This is a genomic window from Candidatus Stoquefichus sp. SB1, assembly GCF_001244545.1.
Lineage (GTDB): Bacteria > Bacillota_I > Bacilli_A > Erysipelotrichales > Coprobacillaceae > Stoquefichus.
The window spans coordinates 123,636-143,356 of the sequence record NZ_LN852692.1 but is presented as its reverse complement, the minus strand read 5'-3'; the positions used below and the strand labels follow the sequence as shown (position 1 = coordinate 143,356).

The 19,721-nt window shown below is 28.1% G+C and carries 19 protein-coding genes and 1 pseudogene; all 20 read right to left on the bottom strand.

What is annotated here, in order from left to right; translation table 11 throughout:
* Positions 1–20: 20 nt before the first annotated feature.
* The 20 genes and pseudogenes from BN1865_RS00730 to BN1865_RS00635 all read right to left on the bottom strand — a co-directional run bounded on the left by BN1865_RS00730 (position 21) and on the right by BN1865_RS00635 (position 19,697).
* Positions 21–635 carry a hypothetical protein gene (locus tag BN1865_RS00730; protein ID WP_050635355.1) on the bottom strand — a complete coding sequence of 205 codons (615 nt, stop codon included), beginning with the start codon at positions 633–635 and terminating at the stop codon, positions 21–23.
* Positions 636–847: 212 nt separating this feature from the next.
* Complete coding sequence (locus tag BN1865_RS00725; protein WP_050635354.1) at positions 848–2,110, bottom strand: cytidylyltransferase domain-containing protein; 1,263 nt, start codon at positions 2,108–2,110, stop codon at positions 848–850.
* Positions 2,111–2,114: 4 nt separating this feature from the next.
* Entirely contained in the window at positions 2,115–3,293 is a 1,179-nt protein-coding gene (gene neuC, locus BN1865_RS00720) for a UDP-N-acetylglucosamine 2-epimerase (protein WP_050635353.1), read from the bottom strand.
* Complete coding sequence (gene neuB / locus BN1865_RS00715; RefSeq protein WP_050635352.1) at positions 3,290–4,288, bottom strand: N-acetylneuraminate synthase; 999 nt, start codon at positions 4,286–4,288, stop codon at positions 3,290–3,292. Before neuB ends, neuC begins: the two co-directional genes overlap by 4 nt.
* A 159-nt stretch (positions 4,289–4,447) precedes the next feature.
* Positions 4,448–5,071 (bottom strand): acetyltransferase, encoded by a 624-nt coding sequence (locus tag BN1865_RS00710; RefSeq protein ID WP_050635351.1) that lies wholly within the window; start codon positions 5,069–5,071, stop codon positions 4,448–4,450.
* Positions 5,061–6,107, bottom strand: coding sequence for a sugar phosphate nucleotidyltransferase (locus tag BN1865_RS00705; protein ID WP_198527214.1), 1,047 nt, complete (start codon positions 6,105–6,107; stop codon positions 5,061–5,063). Before BN1865_RS00705 ends, BN1865_RS00710 begins: the two co-directional genes overlap by 11 nt.
* The gene (locus tag BN1865_RS00700; RefSeq protein ID WP_050635350.1) at positions 6,100–7,272 is read right to left on the bottom strand and encodes a LegC family aminotransferase; all 1,173 of its coding nucleotides are present in this window, start codon (positions 7,270–7,272) and stop codon (positions 6,100–6,102) included. Before BN1865_RS00700 ends, BN1865_RS00705 begins: the two co-directional genes overlap by 8 nt.
* Positions 7,273–7,284: 12 nt before the next feature.
* The gene (locus BN1865_RS00695; protein WP_050635349.1) at positions 7,285–8,265 is read right to left on the bottom strand and encodes an NAD-dependent 4,6-dehydratase LegB; all 981 of its coding nucleotides are present in this window, start codon (positions 8,263–8,265) and stop codon (positions 7,285–7,287) included.
* A 26-nt stretch (positions 8,266–8,291) separates the two neighbouring features.
* A complete protein-coding gene (locus BN1865_RS00690; RefSeq protein ID WP_157844063.1) occupies positions 8,292–9,083 on the bottom strand; it encodes a glycosyltransferase in 792 nt (263 codons plus the stop codon).
* A gap of 498 nt (positions 9,084–9,581) precedes the next feature.
* On the bottom strand, positions 9,582–11,111 hold the full coding sequence (locus BN1865_RS00685) for a lipid II flippase MurJ (protein ID WP_050635347.1): 1,530 nt from the start codon (positions 11,109–11,111) through the stop codon (positions 9,582–9,584).
* Positions 11,098–12,396: a capsular polysaccharide export protein, LipB/KpsS family gene (locus BN1865_RS00680; RefSeq protein WP_050635346.1), complete on the bottom strand. Its 1,299-nt coding sequence runs from the start codon at positions 12,394–12,396 to the stop codon at positions 11,098–11,100. The genes BN1865_RS00685 and BN1865_RS00680 overlap by 14 nt, the downstream gene beginning before the upstream one ends.
* Positions 12,397–12,403: 7 nt before the next feature.
* Positions 12,404–13,642, bottom strand: coding sequence for an O-antigen polymerase (locus BN1865_RS00675; protein WP_050635345.1), 1,239 nt, complete (start codon positions 13,640–13,642; stop codon positions 12,404–12,406).
* A 35-nt stretch (positions 13,643–13,677) separates the two neighbouring features.
* Positions 13,678–13,833, bottom strand: a pseudogene (locus BN1865_RS19045) (chloramphenicol acetyltransferase); the annotation flags it as partial.
* Between the two features lie 443 nt (positions 13,834–14,276).
* Positions 14,277–14,870: a sugar transferase gene (locus tag BN1865_RS00665; RefSeq protein ID WP_050635343.1), complete on the bottom strand. Its 594-nt coding sequence runs from the start codon at positions 14,868–14,870 to the stop codon at positions 14,277–14,279.
* Positions 14,867–16,063: an ATP-grasp domain-containing protein gene (locus BN1865_RS00660; RefSeq protein ID WP_050635342.1), complete on the bottom strand. Its 1,197-nt coding sequence runs from the start codon at positions 16,061–16,063 to the stop codon at positions 14,867–14,869. Before BN1865_RS00660 ends, BN1865_RS00665 begins: the two co-directional genes overlap by 4 nt.
* Entirely contained in the window at positions 16,056–17,261 is a 1,206-nt protein-coding gene (locus BN1865_RS00655) for a DegT/DnrJ/EryC1/StrS family aminotransferase (protein WP_050635341.1), read from the bottom strand. The genes BN1865_RS00660 and BN1865_RS00655 overlap by 8 nt, the downstream gene beginning before the upstream one ends.
* A gap of 119 nt (positions 17,262–17,380) precedes the next feature.
* Positions 17,381–17,872 (bottom strand): transcription termination/antitermination NusG family protein, encoded by a 492-nt coding sequence (locus BN1865_RS00650; protein ID WP_050635340.1) that lies wholly within the window; start codon positions 17,870–17,872, stop codon positions 17,381–17,383.
* Positions 17,869–18,372 carry a transcription termination/antitermination NusG family protein gene (locus BN1865_RS00645; protein ID WP_050635339.1) on the bottom strand — a complete coding sequence of 168 codons (504 nt, stop codon included), beginning with the start codon at positions 18,370–18,372 and terminating at the stop codon, positions 17,869–17,871. Before BN1865_RS00645 ends, BN1865_RS00650 begins: the two co-directional genes overlap by 4 nt.
* 300 nt (positions 18,373–18,672) lie before the next feature.
* Entirely contained in the window at positions 18,673–19,218 is a 546-nt protein-coding gene (locus tag BN1865_RS00640; RefSeq protein ID WP_198527213.1) for a flavodoxin family protein, read from the bottom strand.
* The gene (locus BN1865_RS00635) at positions 19,215–19,697 is read right to left on the bottom strand and encodes a cyclophilin-like fold protein (RefSeq protein ID WP_050635338.1); all 483 of its coding nucleotides are present in this window, start codon (positions 19,695–19,697) and stop codon (positions 19,215–19,217) included. The genes BN1865_RS00640 and BN1865_RS00635 overlap by 4 nt, the downstream gene beginning before the upstream one ends.
* Between the last annotated feature and the right edge of the window lie 24 nt (positions 19,698–19,721).

Below are 19,721 nucleotides of genomic sequence, written 5' to 3'. Positions count from 1 at the left end.
TTTGAATCAATTCGATAAATTTAATTGATGTCTTCACTGACAATTGCATAATCTTCATGTGTACATACTTTAAAAATGATTTTTTCACCATTATAACAACATAAATCTTCAAATTCTCCACCAAACACTTTATAAGGTGAGAAAAGTTTTTTCATATGACTCATGACTTCATCAAAAGCAGCCATTGAGAATGTAAACATTTCAAAAACAGGTCCAATACTGACTGGTGTCATTCTTGTATATTCTTTTTTTAATAAATATTCTATAGGTATATCTGATACAATGGGTTCTTGATTTTCAAATTCGCAATATTGACAATTTTCATAAACTTCTAATTCTTGATTAAAAAGTTCATCAAAATAATCCAATGCTTCTTTTTCATCTATAAAATGAAATAATGAATTTAATTCATCACGATATCTATTGAGATTATTCTGATAATCTAATATACGCTGTTCATGTTCATAAACTATTTTATTCATAAACTTTTTTTGCATATCATTGTACTCTTCTTGACTCATATAGCCATTGTAATATCTGACAATTGAAAAAGAAGTACTTTTTAGTTTCACTTGTTCTAATAATTCCTGTAATGCTTTTCTTTTTAAATTGATTTCAATATATTTTTCTTTCATTGTTAATCACCATCAGCATTTTATCACAATTCTTTTTATCATGTTAGATGCATGAATACTTTTTGATAATTTAACATATTCTTTTCATAATTTTCCCATACATTGACTTGAATTATTGTTGTGATTTTATTTTCTTGATACAAGCATACTTTAAAAGCCAGTTTTGTGAAATATTAATTTTAAAGTTATAACATATTAGTATATGTATGTTATCATAAATTATTTAAAATCTCTTTTTCTATAATACTTAATAAAAAATCGTAACCTTTTGCATTCAAATATAATCCGTCATCCGTATAATCTTTGTTTAACCATCCAAACTCATCATTTAAATCATCTGTTTGAATAATTTTATCTGCTTTAATACTTTTTGAAAAACATTGCTTGCACTCATTTACTAATTCATTTCCTATATCTATTCTTCCATTAACATTCAACATATTCACAAAAATAATTTTATGAGGATGATATGTTCGAATTTTTTCTATACAATGATTTATACTGGAAACTGTATCGTTTATGCTATTTCCACATAATAATTCATTAATTCCAAACATAACTAATATATACTCTCCCAATTCATCAAATGAAATATCATTTAAAAAATATTTCAAATATAATTTTGATGTTGCATTCTTGATTCCCCAATTATTAACTTTTTTATTACATATTTTTTCTACATTCCAATTATCAAAAAAAGAATTTCCTATTAAAGTTATTGGATGTTTCACACTTATTTCTAATTGTTTCTTCTCCAAAATTCTTTCTTTAACAATTTTTCTTCTTTCATCAATTATGTTTTTTCTAGAAATCACATTATATGCTAATTCAAAATCATTTCTTCCATCTATATCAATTGAATCATCTTCATTCATTATATAAGCTATACCTTGGCTTCCCAAGAATTGTTTGATTTTTAAATAGGATTGGATTTTTGATATGTAAATTGCCCCATTAGGTTCATACTCATGATATTGTTGCCTCTTATAATTTGAAAAATCATTATTAAAGTATTTTAAACTTCGATCTTTATCAAGAGGTTTAATTAAATCTGATGATTTATGTGCCTCAGTTACACTTACTAAAGTATCATATTGGTAATAGTTTTTTTCATATAATTTAATAGCTTCATTTATATGTTCTGCATTTCTAAATGGTGATGTTGGTTGAAGTAGTACAAAATAATCAATATAAGAAACATCTACTTTAGAAAACAAATCTTTAAGAACATCATACGTAGATGCAGTATCATTCGAAATGCTCTCATCTCTATAAATAACTTCTGCGCCATATTCTTCGCTTATTTTTCCATATTGCTTAGAATCTGTAGATACAATAATTTTATCAAACTGATTGCTTTTAACTGCTGCTTCAATTGTCCATGCAATTAATGGTTTCCCATACAAATTAAGTATATTTTTATGAGGCAATCCTTTTGATCCAGAGCGAGCTGGGATAATGGCTATCTTCTTCATAAATTTACTCCTTTATAAATTCCTCTTTTATATCATAAAATGTCTTCTTTAAATCTATAGTTTTCTCAAGAAAACTCATAGATATATCTACAATTTGTATGGCTGCATTTCCCTCACCATATGGTGAAATAATTTCTTTGCACTTTTCTTTCATTTTTACACTTCTAGCAATTGATACAGCTTGCATGATTGAATTTTTATTATCTAAACAATTAATGATAGAATCGCATTGTAAACGACCTTTTTGCCTGTCGCCTATATTCACTGTAGGTATTTTAAATGATGGTGTTTCAATAATCCCACTTGATGAGTTACCTAATACAAATTCACTATATTTCATTAATGATAAATATCTTTGCATGCCTAAAGATGTGTAAACATGCAAATTTGGAATTTTATTCTGTTCCTGATCAAGAATTTGATTAATCAAAGAGCCGCCCAGATCAGAATTTGATTTTGTTACAATGAACTCTATATCCTTGCAATCTCTTATGACATCAAGAAAGTCATAAACCAGTTTATGTAAATCTACATTATTTAATGTCACTGGATGATATGTGCATAACGCATATCTGCATTCATTAAGTCCTATCGATTTCAAAACATCACTTTTTGATAATAAATCAGTATGAAGAATATTATCAACACTGGTTGAGCCAACATTAAAAACTCTTGATGGATTCTCTCCCAATTGAATAACTCTTCTTCTACTTATTTCATTTGAGACAAAATGGAGATAACTTAATTTTGTGATAGAATGTCTAATTCCCTCATCTATTGCACCTTCAGTTGTATCACCACCACATAAATGAAATATTGGTATTTTGGTATTCATTGCTGCTATAGCTACAGAAAGGATTTCATATCTATCTCCCAAAACCATAATTGCATCATATTTTTCATTTTCAAAATGTTCAGTAAATTTTATAAGTGTAGTTGCCATATTATTTGATATATCTTTTGCTTTAAAATTATTTACTGGTATATCTATCAAATAATCAATTCTAAATTCATCTTTTTTTATTTCATCTATTGTGTGTCCATACTCATTAGACAAATGTGTTCCTGTAATAATAAGATCAATATGAAAATCATTATTTTCTCGTTTTCTAAATTCTCTAATGATAGGAACGAAAAGTCCATATTCTGCTCGTGTTGCTGTGATAATGGCTATTTTTTTCATAATTTAATCAGCTCATCTTTCTGATAATCTCTTTTTGCCACTTGTCCTAATACATCATACCATTTCATAGGTGATATTCCTGTTCCAGGTCTTTTGGTCGTTAAGTTCTCTTCAGTCAAGACTTCACCTTTTTTGATATCTTTTTTAGCAACTATAGATTTTCGTGCAACTTCTTTATTTTTAAATTCTGAATGAGATACTTTTTTCTCATTTACTCCTAGTGATTTTTCTATATGTCTAATTCCTGCAACCATTGATTTTAATTCATCAGGATCCAAACTTGCCACATGATCAGGACCATCCATTGATTTATCTAATGTAAAGTGCTTTTCAATAACTTTAGCACCTAAAGCGACAGCAGCAAGTGATACCTCAATCCCCAATGTGTGATCTGAATATCCTACATCTACATTAAATGTTTCTTTTAAAGTAAGCATTGCTTTTAGATTCACATCTTCATATGGTGTTGGATATTCCGTGTTACAATGAAGAAGAATAATATTTTGATTATTATACTTGCGAATCTGATCCAAAATAAATTGAATTTCACTTAAGGTACACATACCTGTAGACATAATAATTGGTTTATTTAATTTAGCTATTTGAATAATCAAAGGTAGATTTGTAACTTCTCCTGATGGAATTTTCCAAAAAGGCATAGCAATTGTATTAAGAAATTCAACACTATCACTATCAAAGGCTGTAGAACAGAAATCAAGTCCTTTACTTATGGCATAGTCTCTTAGTTCAGCAAAATCATGATATGAAAGTTCTAATTTTTTTAGCATTTCTATTTGTTTAGTATCAGAACTATGAAGATTATTTTTCTGATAATCTGCCAATTCAGTACCTTTGGATACAAGATTTTCTGCTTTAAACGTCTGAAATTTAATGCAATCCACACCCGCTTCACACGCCTTATCAATCAATTTATAAGCTAAATTTTTATCGCCATTATGGTTGACTCCTGCTTCAGCAATGATATATGTTTTCATTTTTTTCTGCACTCCTTTCTTCTTTTAACTTTAAGATATTCAGAATAAATTATCCTATGAACAAATAATCTTCTTTATTATGAAATTTTCTAGTAAATAAACCCTTTTATTCCATATCATTTTCCTAATTAATTTCATTCACTTAAAGTTATTTATATTTTATATAACTCCATATTTTTGAACGTTCTCTGCCACATCATGTAAAACTACACTTCCCATTCCAATAATAACATTTCTCCCTATTTGCACACCTTGAAGAATTGTTGCATTAGCCCCAATATGAGTATCATCTCCTATTTTGCACTTTCCTAAAATAACAGTTCCAGGTGCAATATGAGCAAACTCTCCAATATGACATTCATGTTCAACAATAGCACCCGAATTAATAATGCTTTGATCTTCTATTATTGAACCAACATTAATGATGGCGTTCTTCCCAATAAAAATTCCATTTCCTAAAATCGAATCTGAAGACACAGTTGCTGAACGATCAATAATATTTACAAACTCAAAGTTCATCTCTAATAATTTCTTATACAATTTCCTTCTTGTCATTGTATTACCTATACTCCCTATGGCTATAAATGCATAATGATAACCCTTTTTATACATTTCATAAATCATTTCATCATCACCTACAACTTTAATCCCCAATATTTCTGTTCCAATTTTAATATAAGGATCAATAATAGCAATCTCACTATATAAAGACCGATCTAGAGAATCTATAACAGAAAGACAGTGTCCTCCACCACCAATTAATAACAGTTTTTTATTTTCCATTAATACGTTCTCTCATTTTTTCTAGTTCTTCTAATTGTCCCATATCCATCCATGATTCTTCTCTAATCGGATATACACCTACATTAAGACCTTCATCAATACATTTTTGAATAACATCTGTAATATGTATAAAAGTATCATCAGGTATAAAATCTAAAAATTCAGGTTCAATCACATATAACCCTGTATTTGTGAGAAATTCAAAGCTAGGTTTTTCCTTAAGTTGTAATACATTCCCGTTCTCATCAGTTTTAATAGTTCCATATGGAAATATCTCCTTTTTTAAAGCACATACCATTGTTATAATATTTTTATGCGTTTTATGATACTTCAATATCTCCGAATAATCTTCTTCGATTAACACATCACAATTACTCATAAAAAAAGTTTTATTCATCTCATTTTTTAATAATTTAAGTCCACCAGCAGTTCCCATAAATGTATTTTCATCATAAAAATGAACATCTCTTACTTGTTCATTTTCTTTAAAAAAAGCTTTTATAAATTCTTTTTTATAATTTACAATCATAATAAATGATTTGCAATCATACTCTTCAAAATGATCCATAATTATTTCTGTTATTGTTTTGTCATTAATAGGTATAAGTGGCTTAGGCAATATCTGTGTATAAGGATAAAGTCGTGTTCCTTTTCCACCAGCCATAATAACAACAGGGACATTGAGAGATTCTTTTTTACTTTTTGGTTTATCCAAAAACTTTATTTCAATTATATTCCTATTCTTGTCTAAAATTGGTAATGAAGTAATAAAATGGGTTTTCATATATTCATTAGCATTTATATCCTCACCATAATAAATAAATTTTGGACTTGAATTCATTATATCTTCTGCAGTACCTTCAATTGACGCATTTTTAAGAATATATCTTCTAATATCACCATCTGTAATAACTCCGATTAATCTTTTATCTTGACATACATAAACAATTCCTTTAGTATTCATATCAATTTTCTTCATAGCATCTATAAGAAGAGTATCTGGTGATATTAAATAATCATTCACATTTCTATCCATTAAAACCACCTACTAATCTCTTAATAACATCTATTACATATGTTACATCCTCGTCACACAGATTTGTACTACACGGAATATTAACAATTCTATCAAAATAGTATTCTGCTTTTTCTATATCATATGTCTTTGAATTTACATATGGCAGTTGTTTAGAAATTAATCCCCATATAGGACGACTTTGAATACTGTTTTTCATGAGTCCATCAATAATCTTTTGCTTATCTTTAGGATTACTGAGCATTAATGAATAAAACCAGTAATTTGATCTGATATCCTTTCTAAAATCAAGAATCTGTATTCCATCTATTGAATCAAGTTCATTTTTATAATGCCAATAGTTTCGTTTCTTTGTTTCAATAAATTCTTCTAGTCGTTCTAACTGAGCAAGTCCTACAGCTGCCTGAAGGTTTGTCATTCGATAATTAAATCCTATTTCATTATGAATAAAATTAACTGTATCATCTTTAGCCTGTGTAGATAAATACTTGACTTTCTCTAATATCTCACTGCTTTGAGAAATGACCATTCCTCCTCCACCAGTAGTCATGATCTTATTTCCATTGAAAGAATAAACACCAATAGTGCCAATTGTCCCTGCATACATTCCTTTATATTTTCCATCAATATAATAAGTACCTATTGATTCAGTTGCATCCTCAATAACAGGCAAATGATATTCATCAGCAATCTCCATGATTGATTCCATATCTGCCATATTCCCAAAAACATGTACAACGACAATGGCCTTAATTTGTCTGTTTAGTTCTCTATCCATAACTTTACCGTTTTCACAGTAGCACTCTGTTTCCAAATACTTTCTTAATTTTATTGGATCCATACATAGTGAATCATCACAGTCCATAAAAACAGGTTCAGCATGTTCATACTTTACAGGATTGACTGCTGCAATAAATGTGAGTGTTGGTACAATCACGGCATCATTTTCATTGACACCTAAGTATCTTAATGCCAGGTGAAGTCCAGCAGTTCCTGATTGACACGCTACTGCCCCTTTACTATGAACATATTCAGCCATGTTCTTTTCAAATTTCTCTATCATTGCACCACCAGTAGAAACCCACTCTGATTCTAGTGTTTCTGTAACATACTTAATTTCATTTCCTCTAATATTTGGAACTGAAAGTGGAATAAATTTTGACATAAAAACACCTCCCTAAATGTTGTAGATATCAACCTTATATTTATCTAAATTCTTCTTAAAGAATTCAATCGTTTCTGCAAGACCATCTGAAAGACTATACTGAGGTTCCCAGTTAGTAAGAGATTTGATTTTTTCATTTGATCCCAACAATCTATTCACTTCAGATTTTTCAGGTCTTAATCTTTCTTCTTCACAAATAATTTTTGCATCAGGATTGATTTGACGTATTAACTCTTCGGCCAATTCACCTATTGATATCTCATGCTGAGTTGCAATGTTAATTTCCTCACCAATTGTTTGGTCTGATTCTGCAATGGCAATAAAACCATCCGCTGTATCCTTAACAAAATTGAAATCACGAGTTGGTGTGAGTGAACCAAGCTTGATTTCTGTTTTTCCAGCCAACAATTGTGTAATGATTGTAGGAATAACAGCTCTTGCAGATTGTCTAGGTCCATATGTATTAAATGGTCTTACAATTGTTAAAGGTAAATTAAAAGAGCGATAGAATGATTCAGCTAATCTATCTGCTCCAATTTTTGTAGCACTGTATGGTGATTGCCCCTGATATGGATGTTTTTCATCAATTGGAACATACTGTGCAGTTCCATAAACCTCTGATGTAGAAGTGACTAGGATTCTTTTTGTTCCTAAATCCCTTGCAGCCTGTAAAACATTAAGAGTTCCTTTGATATTTGTATCAACATAGGAATCAGGTGAATGATAACTAAAAGGAATAGCTATCAATGCTGCTAAATGAAATACAATATCAATACCTTTCATGGCTTCCTTAACGCCATTAGGATCTCTGATATCACCTGCAAAGATATCTATCTTATCTAATTTATCTTTAGGTAATGTATCTAGCCACCCCCAATTGTTAAATGAGTTATAATATACAAATGCTCGTACATCATATCCTCTTTCTAATAATCTTTCTGTTAAATGTGAACCAATGAACCCATCAGCTCCTGTTACTAATACTTTTGTCATACTTATCTCCTTATATTTCCAAGTAATTAATTTAAACTATTTAATACCTCAGCAAATGATTTATTAAAACTATAAACAGAAAAAAATTTTTCATAAGTTTTATAAGTGTTTTTTACTAAACATTGATATTCGACATCACTCAATTCGCTTAAAAGTTCAGCAATCTTATTTACATTATCCCTATTTATATTAAATCCACAATTGTTCTTCTCAATAATTTCCTCTGAATCAAATGAAATATTATTAATCAGTGGAATCCCATAGGAAAAATAATCAATAGATTTCATAGTTAATCCTACACACACAGAACTTTTCATAATATTCAGAGCAAAATTACAATCCGAAAAAATTATTTCTTTATCCTTTTCATCAAAAACACTTCCATAGTCATTTAATTCAATATCTATATTTCTTAATCGGTTTAGTAATTCTTCTTTTCTTTCTCCTACCCCAACTATTGATAAAACAACAGGCTTTTTCTGCTTCAGAGATTGGCAAAATTCAACAATCAAATCAATATCAATAATATTATTAATAGATCCTAAATACAATAATCGAAACTTCTCATTGTCTAATTTTCGCACCATTCTTTTATACGTATCATTTTTACATAAATATATTGTTTTTCCTTTTAAGGGATTTTTTGTATTGTTGTTAATAATACTTTCAAATAATTTACATTCATACAAGTAATAGTTATTATTGGAAAGATTATAATCTCTTAATTTCCTCCACATAAAAAAAAACAAATCCATAATTTTGAAACGAATTCTATTTGGAAATGTTTCAGGCCATAAATCACCAATTTCAAATATCATATGATTTTTTTTAAATGATTTTAAAGTATAAAACAAAAAATTAGGTGGAGTTGTAATATATATAATATCATATATATGTGTATTTAAATATTTTTTTACTTTTAAAGCAAATATACAATGAGATATCATTCTACATATTGACATGTTTTTTTTATATTTGGGTACATGTATGTATTTGACATTTTTCCTTTGACATGAATATGTGTCTTTCGTTCTATGATCAAAATCTGAAATTAAAAATTCAACTTTATAATTTTCATCTGTCAGATATTCTTCAACATATTTTGTTCTCACATTGTAACTATAACTATCAAAACATGCAATTATTAAAGCTCTTTTCATTTTATGGTCTCCCTAACTCATTTTAAATTATTAAAAATGATAAATTTAATAATAGATATTAAATATTTGTTTTTTAAACATTTAATTAAAAATTTATATTATAAAAATTTTTATTCTATAATTATAGATGATTATTTTAACAATATATTAAATTAATTATCTTAGTTCTTTAAAAAAATGCATCATTTTTTTTACTGAAAAAACTTTTAGCATTTTTAAAGTTCCAAAAAAAATAATATTTATTACAAAATAGATTAATACTAAAATTAATATATTAATAATAACATTATAATCAAATATATATTTTGTATTGTTAAAAAATAACTGTACTAATAACAACAAACATAAAGTCTCACTAATAATTATAGTTATTTTTTTAATTTCATTTGTATATATTTTGAAATCATATCTTTTTGTCATATCTTGTAATAAAAATACAATAGAAACTATAAAAGACAATGTGGTTGCTAAAATCAATCCTTTATATCCATATATTTTAGATAAAAAATAATTTCCAATAATATTACATAGAAGTGTAATAATAGCATTTTTCATCACTATACTAGTATTAGAATTTGATAAATACATTTTCTCAATAATATTTCTAATAGTCATGGGAAGTATTGAAAGAGTATATAATAGTAAAGATGTAGATGTAATAATTAATGAATTATTATCAAATTTACCTCTAAAAAAAAGAATATGACTAATTTCACTAGAGAATACTATCACAGTTATTAAAATCGGAATAGATACTAACATCGTATAAAATATAGTCTTTTTTAAAAAATTTATACTTTCGATTTTTTTATTCTGATTTACATATTTAGACAATATTGGATAAAATACTGTTATCACAGGTACGCTTACTAAAGCATAAATAATTCCACTAACTTTATTTCCATAATCCATTCCTGATAAAACTCCTATTGCAAAAGATGTTGCAAAAGCTTTATCTATTATTACACTTAAATCAGATATCAATCCTCCAAATAGCAAAGGCAAAATCAACAGAAAAAATTCTTTTAAAACATTAAAATCATATTCAGTTATCTTAAAACATTGGAGAACTAGACCTTTTTTCATCGCTAAAAACATAAAGAAAATAAATTGAATAAGGTAAGTTATAAATATTCCTATATTCAAAAAAACAAGATTAACCGAACCAATTATTAAAGATACAGAAAGTCCTATATTTATTGGCACAGAAATCATACCAACAATTAGAAAATTTTTTCTAACTTGAAAAAATCCTTGCAAAACTCCCATTTCAAAAACAATAACTGAAACCCAGCACAATGATTTCATTATATAGCAGGCCAAATTAGTAACTTCTATGGATGCTGATGGGGCAAGAATTTTAACAAAGGAAGGTATAAAAAAATAAATTAAAACAGATACAAAAACAGATACTATTGCCAGACAAAACATTAATATGATGGTAAATCTATTTCCCAAATCAAAATTATTACTGAATCTTTTCTGATATATTGGTACATAACATTGAGCAACAGCCACTGAGATAACAGCAAAAAACGTATTTGGTAAAGTTAATGCTAGTATAAATGAATCACTTAATGCTGATGTACCGTATACTGAAGCTAAAATTAAATTTTCTAAAAAACTACTTCCTTTAGTAAATATCAAGCCCACTATTAATAATATAATTGGGCTAAACTTTTTCATAGATAAAATACTCCCTAATATATTTTCCTAGTAAATTAAAGTCAGTCTTCATTATTTGGTCATAGCTATACATTTGTATAGGAACATGGAAAGACAATAGTTTTTTCATAAAAAGTCTATTGTCATATTCGACAATTGGCAAATTTAACTCTTCATCACTTAGGTACTTAATCACATGTGCATTAGGGTGTATTGATGAATAATAATTGGATGATAGACACATTACTCTTTTATTTCTAATTAAAGATTCAACTCCAATTGATCCGGTACATACAACTACTGTATTTATATTTTGTAAAATAGTATTACTGTCATCAAATGGATTAAGTAATACTACATTTTCAAAAGTTTTCATATTTTCATAAAAATCTAATTTCCTTATTCCATACATTGTAGGGTGTTCTTTGACAAGATATCTCACATTTTTAGTAGAATTTGATAGGAATTCAAGAATAGTTTCTTCATAATATCCAAATTTTGATGAATCACAAAAATAATCTGTTGTAGCTTCTGGAGTGCAATGGAGCGGAAAATATACATCATTATCTTGAAAAACAAAATTATCTAAATCAATAAAATTTCTTTTTACTTTTTTCCCTAAATATTTCTTTACATTGATTGAATTATACAGATAAGTGTTGTATAAAGAATTATTTCTATCCTTTGTAACAACTCTTCTAAGTGGATTATAAATTTTTTCTATCAAAATTCTTCTATAAAAGTAATAATATCGTTTATTTTCATTACTATATCCCAATCCACCAACACGACCTTTAAAATGATTGCTTAGTAGTTTATCCAAAACATCAGAAACTTCTTCATCAGATACATTTCTTTGCAGTTCTTCTACTTCCCCCTTAACAGTAAAACGCATATATCCATCAATAAATGTCCCCATTGGGGCAATAACTTTAATATTTCGTTTAGTTGCTTCTCTATATATTATATCCATACAATAATTGTCAACAATTTCTGAAACAATAAAGTGATACCCACGGTCTAATATATAATTTATACCACAAGCATAATTAGTTATTAATTTGCTAGCCATCTCATAACTAAGTGTTCGTAAATATCTACATCTATTTATAATATCATAAAGCTCATTTTCATTAAAATACAAATTTTCAGATATTGTATTTGTATATAAAAAATCACCCATCCAAAAATCTCCATCACCTTTAAAATCTGATACTGATTCTATCATAACAGATTGATCAATATTTTTAGCTATTGAATATAAATATTCTTTAGTATGTGGTCTTGTATACAATAATATTTTCATAACTAATTTAATCTCCTTCTACTTCAATATTAATGAAAGTCATTTTTTTTATAAAAATATATAAAATTATGATGAAAAAAACATCTAAATTTATCGAACCAACTCCCCAAATATTATATATTGGTGCAACAATACACATAACTATTGTATAATAATATATCAATTTGCATATATTGTTATAATTTTTATTATTTCTAATATATGCAAACAATAATCCAGTTAAAAAAATCCCTAGTGGCGCTAATACAATTCCAAAATCAACAATATATCCGTGGACAAACGACATATAGCTGCCTGCACCAGGATAAGATAATATAATATTTTTAAATCCTACACTACTATATCCAAAAGGCATCATTAAATAAGTGATTATAGAAAAAGAAAATAGTCCAAATAAATGAGCTTGGCCACCATAATTTTTAAATAAGTAACTAAATGCGCATAAACTTTCAGAAAAATAATGCGATATTTTATATATTGTTATAGTTGCCCCATTTGTTAAATTTGCTAATTCAATGGCCCAATCCTTCAATTTAACATCTCCTGGATAGAATAAATAATTTTCATAAACAGATATATAACCTCGTTCTGTAAATAAATTATATACAACTGTTAAAATAAAAAATATAAATACAACCATTATAACTTTTTTAAAACTAATCTTTTTTCTCTTTCTTATGTAATTATCTTTTTTTATAAAAAAATATAATAGAATATATACAAATGCGCTCCATCTTCCTCCAGTCACTAGATAAGCTAGCGGTGGTAACCAATATACAATATTGCTTAATATTCCTAATTTTTTAAAATTCATTTTATTCAAAGATTTTTCATATATTAGAAAAACAGGCGATGCTAAATGTAGCAAACTTTCTACTAGTTTTTCTAAATTATTTCGTCCATCTAGTATATATCTATAGTCTTCGCTAGCAAAACTATAGTTCGATCCAACGGTTCTGATTATATTAGTTATAAAAATCAAAAAACATATAATTATAACAAAATTGATAATCCATAGAATACAAACAGACTTTTTATTAAGATAATAATTAATCTTTCTCTTCTTTCTTTTTTTTAACACTAACTTATTATTAGAAAGCCCTAAAAAAAATAAAAAACAACAAAAGTAATAATAAATAAGACCATCTATACTATAAATTTTATAAGTAAAAGGACCCCAAAAGAATAATATGCTTACAGAAATTACAGATAGCAGAAAAAGATAGTTTAATCTAATCTTATTCATAATACTCCCATCCTTTTTTTGATTGTCATATTTTTTATTGGTTTAGCTGGGTTTCCAACTACAATTGTATACTTATCAACATCTTTTGTAACAACAGATGAAACTCCAACAATTGCACCATCACCAATTTTTATTCCTAGCAATATTACAACATTTTCTTCCATCCACACATTATTGCCAATAATTATATCTTTACAAATTATTTTTCGCGTATTTAGAGCAGTATAAGGTGTATCTATTTTGAAAGTATCATTTTTTCCATAATTCCCATGACTCGAGTCACTGATATATACATGTGAAGTTATCAAAACATTATTCCCTATTTTCACGTGTTTTGTAGCAACAATATATGTATAATCTCCCATTCCACAATTAATTCCAATTTCCAATTTAATTGATTCATCATCCAATTCTATTCTACAACAATATCCTGTAGTTAATCCTTTTCCATATATAAAATTATTCTTATACTTACATCTTATATATAATGGTTTACGTATCAACCTAGCATCTTTGTAAAAAAATTTTGTAAAAATTATACTATAGGCATTTTTTATAATCTCCGAAAAACTATATCTTTTTTTCATTGTATTCTCCATAATCTGTATTGCTTTATTAAATAATAACTCAGACACTATTTATTATTAGTATAAATATTGTCTTTTTTTATAACTGTTATTAATGTCTTAAAAAAAATTTTTATATCTAACAAAATTGATTTATTTTCTGCATACCATGCATCATATAATCTTTTCTCTCTTGTATTTAAACTATTTCTAAAATATGCTTGTGTATATCCCGTAATTCCTGGTTTAACCTTCATTTTTGGTTTTTCATCTTCTTGATATGTATCTATTGACTCTAAATCACCTGGTCTAGGTCCAATAATGCTCATATCTCCTTTCAAAACATTCCAGAACTGTGGTAACTCATCAAGACTTGTTTCTCTTAAAAATTTACCGATTTTAGTCACTCTAAAATCATCTTTAGAATTATATGTACTTCCGTCTTCATTTAAGATATTTGGAGCATTTTCTATCATTGTTCTAAACTTGTACATTCCAAACACTTTAAAGTTTTTACCGATTCGCTGTGAAACATATAGTACTTTGCCTCTATCTTCCAACTTTATAAAAAATGCTATAAAAAAAGATAAAATAAATATAAAAGGTAAAACAATCAATGATATAACAATATCAAACAATCTTTTTATAAAACTATATATCATAGTTGTCTCCTTATACTATGATTTATTTTTTGAATAATTTCTTCACTCTCTTTATCTAATCTCTCCATACTATTTTCACCATAAAGAATAATATAACCCATACCATCTAGATTATTTCTATATTTATTAATATAATTGCCAACATTGATATGATCCTCAAAAATTACATTATTCCTATAAATATCTTCCTTGAATTGTGTATCATATGAAATAACCTTGCCTTCATCTAATGCTAAAATCTTGGATAAAACATTATATTTACTTTTTTTATTGTTATAGATTGGCTCCCATCCCATTGTAATCCTTATCACATTACCTAAATAGTCCTCATTAAATGCTAATGGAACAATATGAGAGGATATTAAATTACCACCTAATCTTGCCCCCATATCAATAATGCAAATATTATTATATTCATCAACAATATAATCTATGTTATAAGCTCCAAAAGTAATATTAAGTTTTTTTATATAGAATACTATCTGACTTATTATCTTATCCTCATCCAATGTTGTTGGATAATAATGTCCTAATTCTGCATAGTATGGACTAGAAGTCATTTTCTTACCTATTGGTCCATACACAGTTATTTTATTAGCATATACAAAAACATCTGCTCCATATTCTTTTCCCACAATATAATCCTGAATCATCGCAACTCCTAATTTTGAGTTATTCAATGCATCTATAACGCATTTATTTAGTTCATCTAAACAGTTTACTTTATTTACACCTTTACTTCCTGAACCATCTATAGGCTTTACAATTACTGGGTAGCTCAATTTACACTGTAATTCATCCAATTCTTTAACATCTCTAATTTTATACAGTTGTTTGAAATAATTGTGGTTTATTTCATTTAAAACTCTAGAAATTTGATATTTATCTTTAACTAATTTTGATATATTCATTTCAATTCCAGGCAAATTGAGTTTTTCAGCAATATACGAAGTAGTAATAACTCCATAATCAGTAGCACCAGTCATTACTCCATCAATAAACTTTTCCTGAGCATATTTTAGGCACTTTTCAAAATTTGTAATATCGATAATTTCAAATTCATCAGCATATTTAAATCCCTCAGCATCTTTATCACCATCTAATGCCAATACATAAATTCCCATTTCTTTTGCTTTCTTTATAATAAATGACTGTAAAAAACCAGCGCCAATCACTAACAATCTTTTATCCATGGATAATACCTCTATAATTACATACAATATACTCTACATCATCATCACTTAGATGTGTATGAAGTGGCAATGTAATCTCATTCTTATACATATCATAGGCATTTGGATAGTCCTTAATATCAAATCCAAGATTCTTATATGCTGTTAATAATGGCAATGGCTTGTAATGCACATTGCATGCTATGCCTTTCTCTGCCATCTTCTCTATAATATGATTTCTCTGTTCTGGATTTAATCCTGGAATTCTTGTGAGATACAGATGTCCACTTGATTGATGATCATCGTTATAATGATTGAGTACCTCTATACCCAACGGCTTAAGTGCTGCATCATATTGAGATATAATCTCTTTTCTTCGTCTTAATAGTTCTGGATATCTCTCAAACTGTGCCAATCCTATGCCTGCCATGATATCCGTCATATTGCATTTATAGGATGGTGACATGATATCGTATTCCCATGCTCCTAGCTTTGTTTTATTAAGTGCATCCTTTGTTTGACCATGTAATGATAACAGCTGATACTGATGATATATCCAGTCATTATCAATTTCAGGTATATCTCTCCAGACAACTGCTCCACCTTCTGCAGTTGTTAAATTCTTTACTGCATGGAAACTAAAAGAAGTGAAGTCTGCGACCTCACCACACATCTTTCTATTTCTTTCTGCTCCAAATGCATGAGCTGCATCTGCCATCACAATAATTCTTCCAAATGTTTTCTGAAGCTGATTTGATGGATGAAACAATTCTTTCCTAGCTTCAACAACTTCAAATATTCTATCATAATCACACATGATACCGGCCAAATCAACGGGAATGATAACCTTTGTCCTATCCGTTATCTTATCTGCCAGCTGATCATAATCCATTTCATAGGAATCTTTACTGACATCAACCAATACAGGTGTTGCCCCAACATGACAGATAACACTGCAAGATGCAGTATAGGTATAGGCAGATGTAATGACTTCATCACCAGGGCCAACACCTAGCAGTCTTAAAGTCATTTCCATACAGGCAGTTGCACTATTGAGACATACTGCTTGAGATGTATGGCAGAACTGAGCAATTTTCTTTTCGAATTGCTTGACTTTAGGACCAGTTGTAATCCATCCTGATTTTAAAGTTCCTATAACTTCATTTATCTCATTATCACCCATATCAGGTGGTGAAAATGGGATAGTTCTTTTTTCCATGATTCCCCTTCAACTCCTTTCAAACGCAAAAAAAGAATATAGTTTCCCCTACCCCAAGTAAAGGAAACTATATTCAAAATAGGACTGGGGGCGGATATACCATTCTCCCCAGTTTATTTTTACTTGTCTATCTTGAGTCCTACTTTGATCCTTCTCTTCATAAAGATTAAATCAAGGTAAGCACACTGATTATGAACATCAACTTTAACAATCTGTTTTTCAAATGCTTGTAACGGTCCTTCATAAACCTTAGCTCTGCCATCTTGTAAATATGCTTGGGACATCCTTACAACATGATTAGCATCTAATAATAATTCAAACATTTCTATTTCTTCTTTTCTTAAAGCTGATACATCATCTTTACTTAATTGTCTAATGACTCCATCCTTTTCTTCACCCATCTTATTAAGCATAATATTAAAATCTAATTGATTATAATTTGTCTTAACAAATATATAGTTAGGAAACATAGGTCTAATGAGATATTCCTTTGTCTTTCTATAATAAAATTCATATTCTGGTATAAATGCATCAATATTGTCTCTTCTATTTAAATGAGAGACAATTTGATTTGTCTTTTGACTTAATGTAAATAAGACATACCAATTCATGTTTTACTTATAACCTCTAAAGGAACAATTAATCTATTATTGAACAGTTCAGTTTTTAAAGTTGCTATTCTATGATGACGATTAATCTTAATTACTTTATCTTCCATATTCATTAATGGACCTTCATCAACAATCAATTGAGAATTGACTATATTCCCTACTGAATGTTTAATGACATCCTGATTATCAAATAATTTTTCCATCAAAGATTGTTCACTCTCACTTAATGGATAAACATCATCATATCCTAGTAATTGAGCAAATCCATCAACAGTCTCAAAAAACTCTTTAAAACATTTATTAAATTCTTCCAAATCTAATGGACTCTTAATAAACACATAATCTGGATACAAATCTTTAATGATATAATCCTTTATACCCTTCATACTGTACCATTTTTCCATTTTAGGAATAAAAGCATTGGTATTTTCCTGACTATTAAAGAATTTCACCAGTTTAGTTTTTTTATTCTCATTCACATGAGCAATATACCAATACATGGTTATCAACTCCTTTTCATCTGTTCAATTTTTCGCAGAATAATCTATTCTAGGAAAAATATAAAGAAAAAAAGAAGAAAATATTCCTTATTAGCAAATATATTTATTAATAGCAAATAAAATATTTGCAAAATAAGAGAAAACAAATTTGACCTTTCATTTAAAAATGATATATGCTATAATTCATGTCGTAGAATAGATTATTCTACGAAAACAACATCATTAAAGGACATCCATTTTCATAATGGATGTCCTTTCTTATTGCTCTGTGTTATATAAAATTATGTTTTCGTATCTTATCTATATTCTCTTTCCTAAGCAATAGGCTTCATTTAAGAAATGTTCCTTAACTGCTGTTTCTGTTTGTTTTGTTATACAACTACCAGCGAGTACCATTCCTTGATCCTTCCAACCTAGTGCTTTTATAAAAAAGCGATAAAATGAAACAGCTTGTTCAAAAGCATAAAACTCATCACTTCCAGAAGTCATTAATAATACAGTATCTTTTTGAGGATATTCATCATCTGTTGATATTGCGTAAAGCCTATCAATAAAACTTTTCAATCTTGCTGATAGACTCCAAAAATACAATGGTGAAGCCATAACAATTGTATCTGCTTCATCAAACAAAGGGTAAATATCCTTCATCATATCTCGTATAACACAATGATGTCCATTATTTTGACATACACCACATCCTTTACACCCTTGAATATTCTCAGTTAAATTAACTTTTTTCACCTGATGTCCTGTCTCTAAAGCACCCCGAATAAATTCATCTGATAATTGATTTGTATTTCCATGAAGTTTTCCACTACCAACAATAACCAATATTTTTCTCATCATTCTTCTACCCTCTCAATATGTAAATTTCCCCTTAAATTTACAATTTGTTCACTTCCCTCAATAGACTCTCCTAAAATATACAAACCACTATATGCCTCACATTCTCCATAATACATAACAACATCACCCCATGGTGCAAAATATCCCAATGTTCCAACTTGACCATTGATCAATAGAGGTGTATTTGTTGTATCAAGAGGTATTGGAGGATAGAATATTTTTTCATTATCTCCATAATTTTCAACCTGAATATCAAGTGGTAATTGCTGGTATAGTGATTGAGATGCTAAACTCTCGTTTAACAAATAAGTGATTGTATATTCATTATTGCTGATTTTGATTTTCATTTGTTTTTCCTCCTGTAAAATAGATTCATTATTGTCTGGTTGGTTAACTTCTGAAACTTGCTGATATTTATCTTGTATACATCCATATAATCCCAATAAACAAATTAAGCTCATGACTATTATCTTTTTCATACATCTCTTCTCCTTTTTAAAATT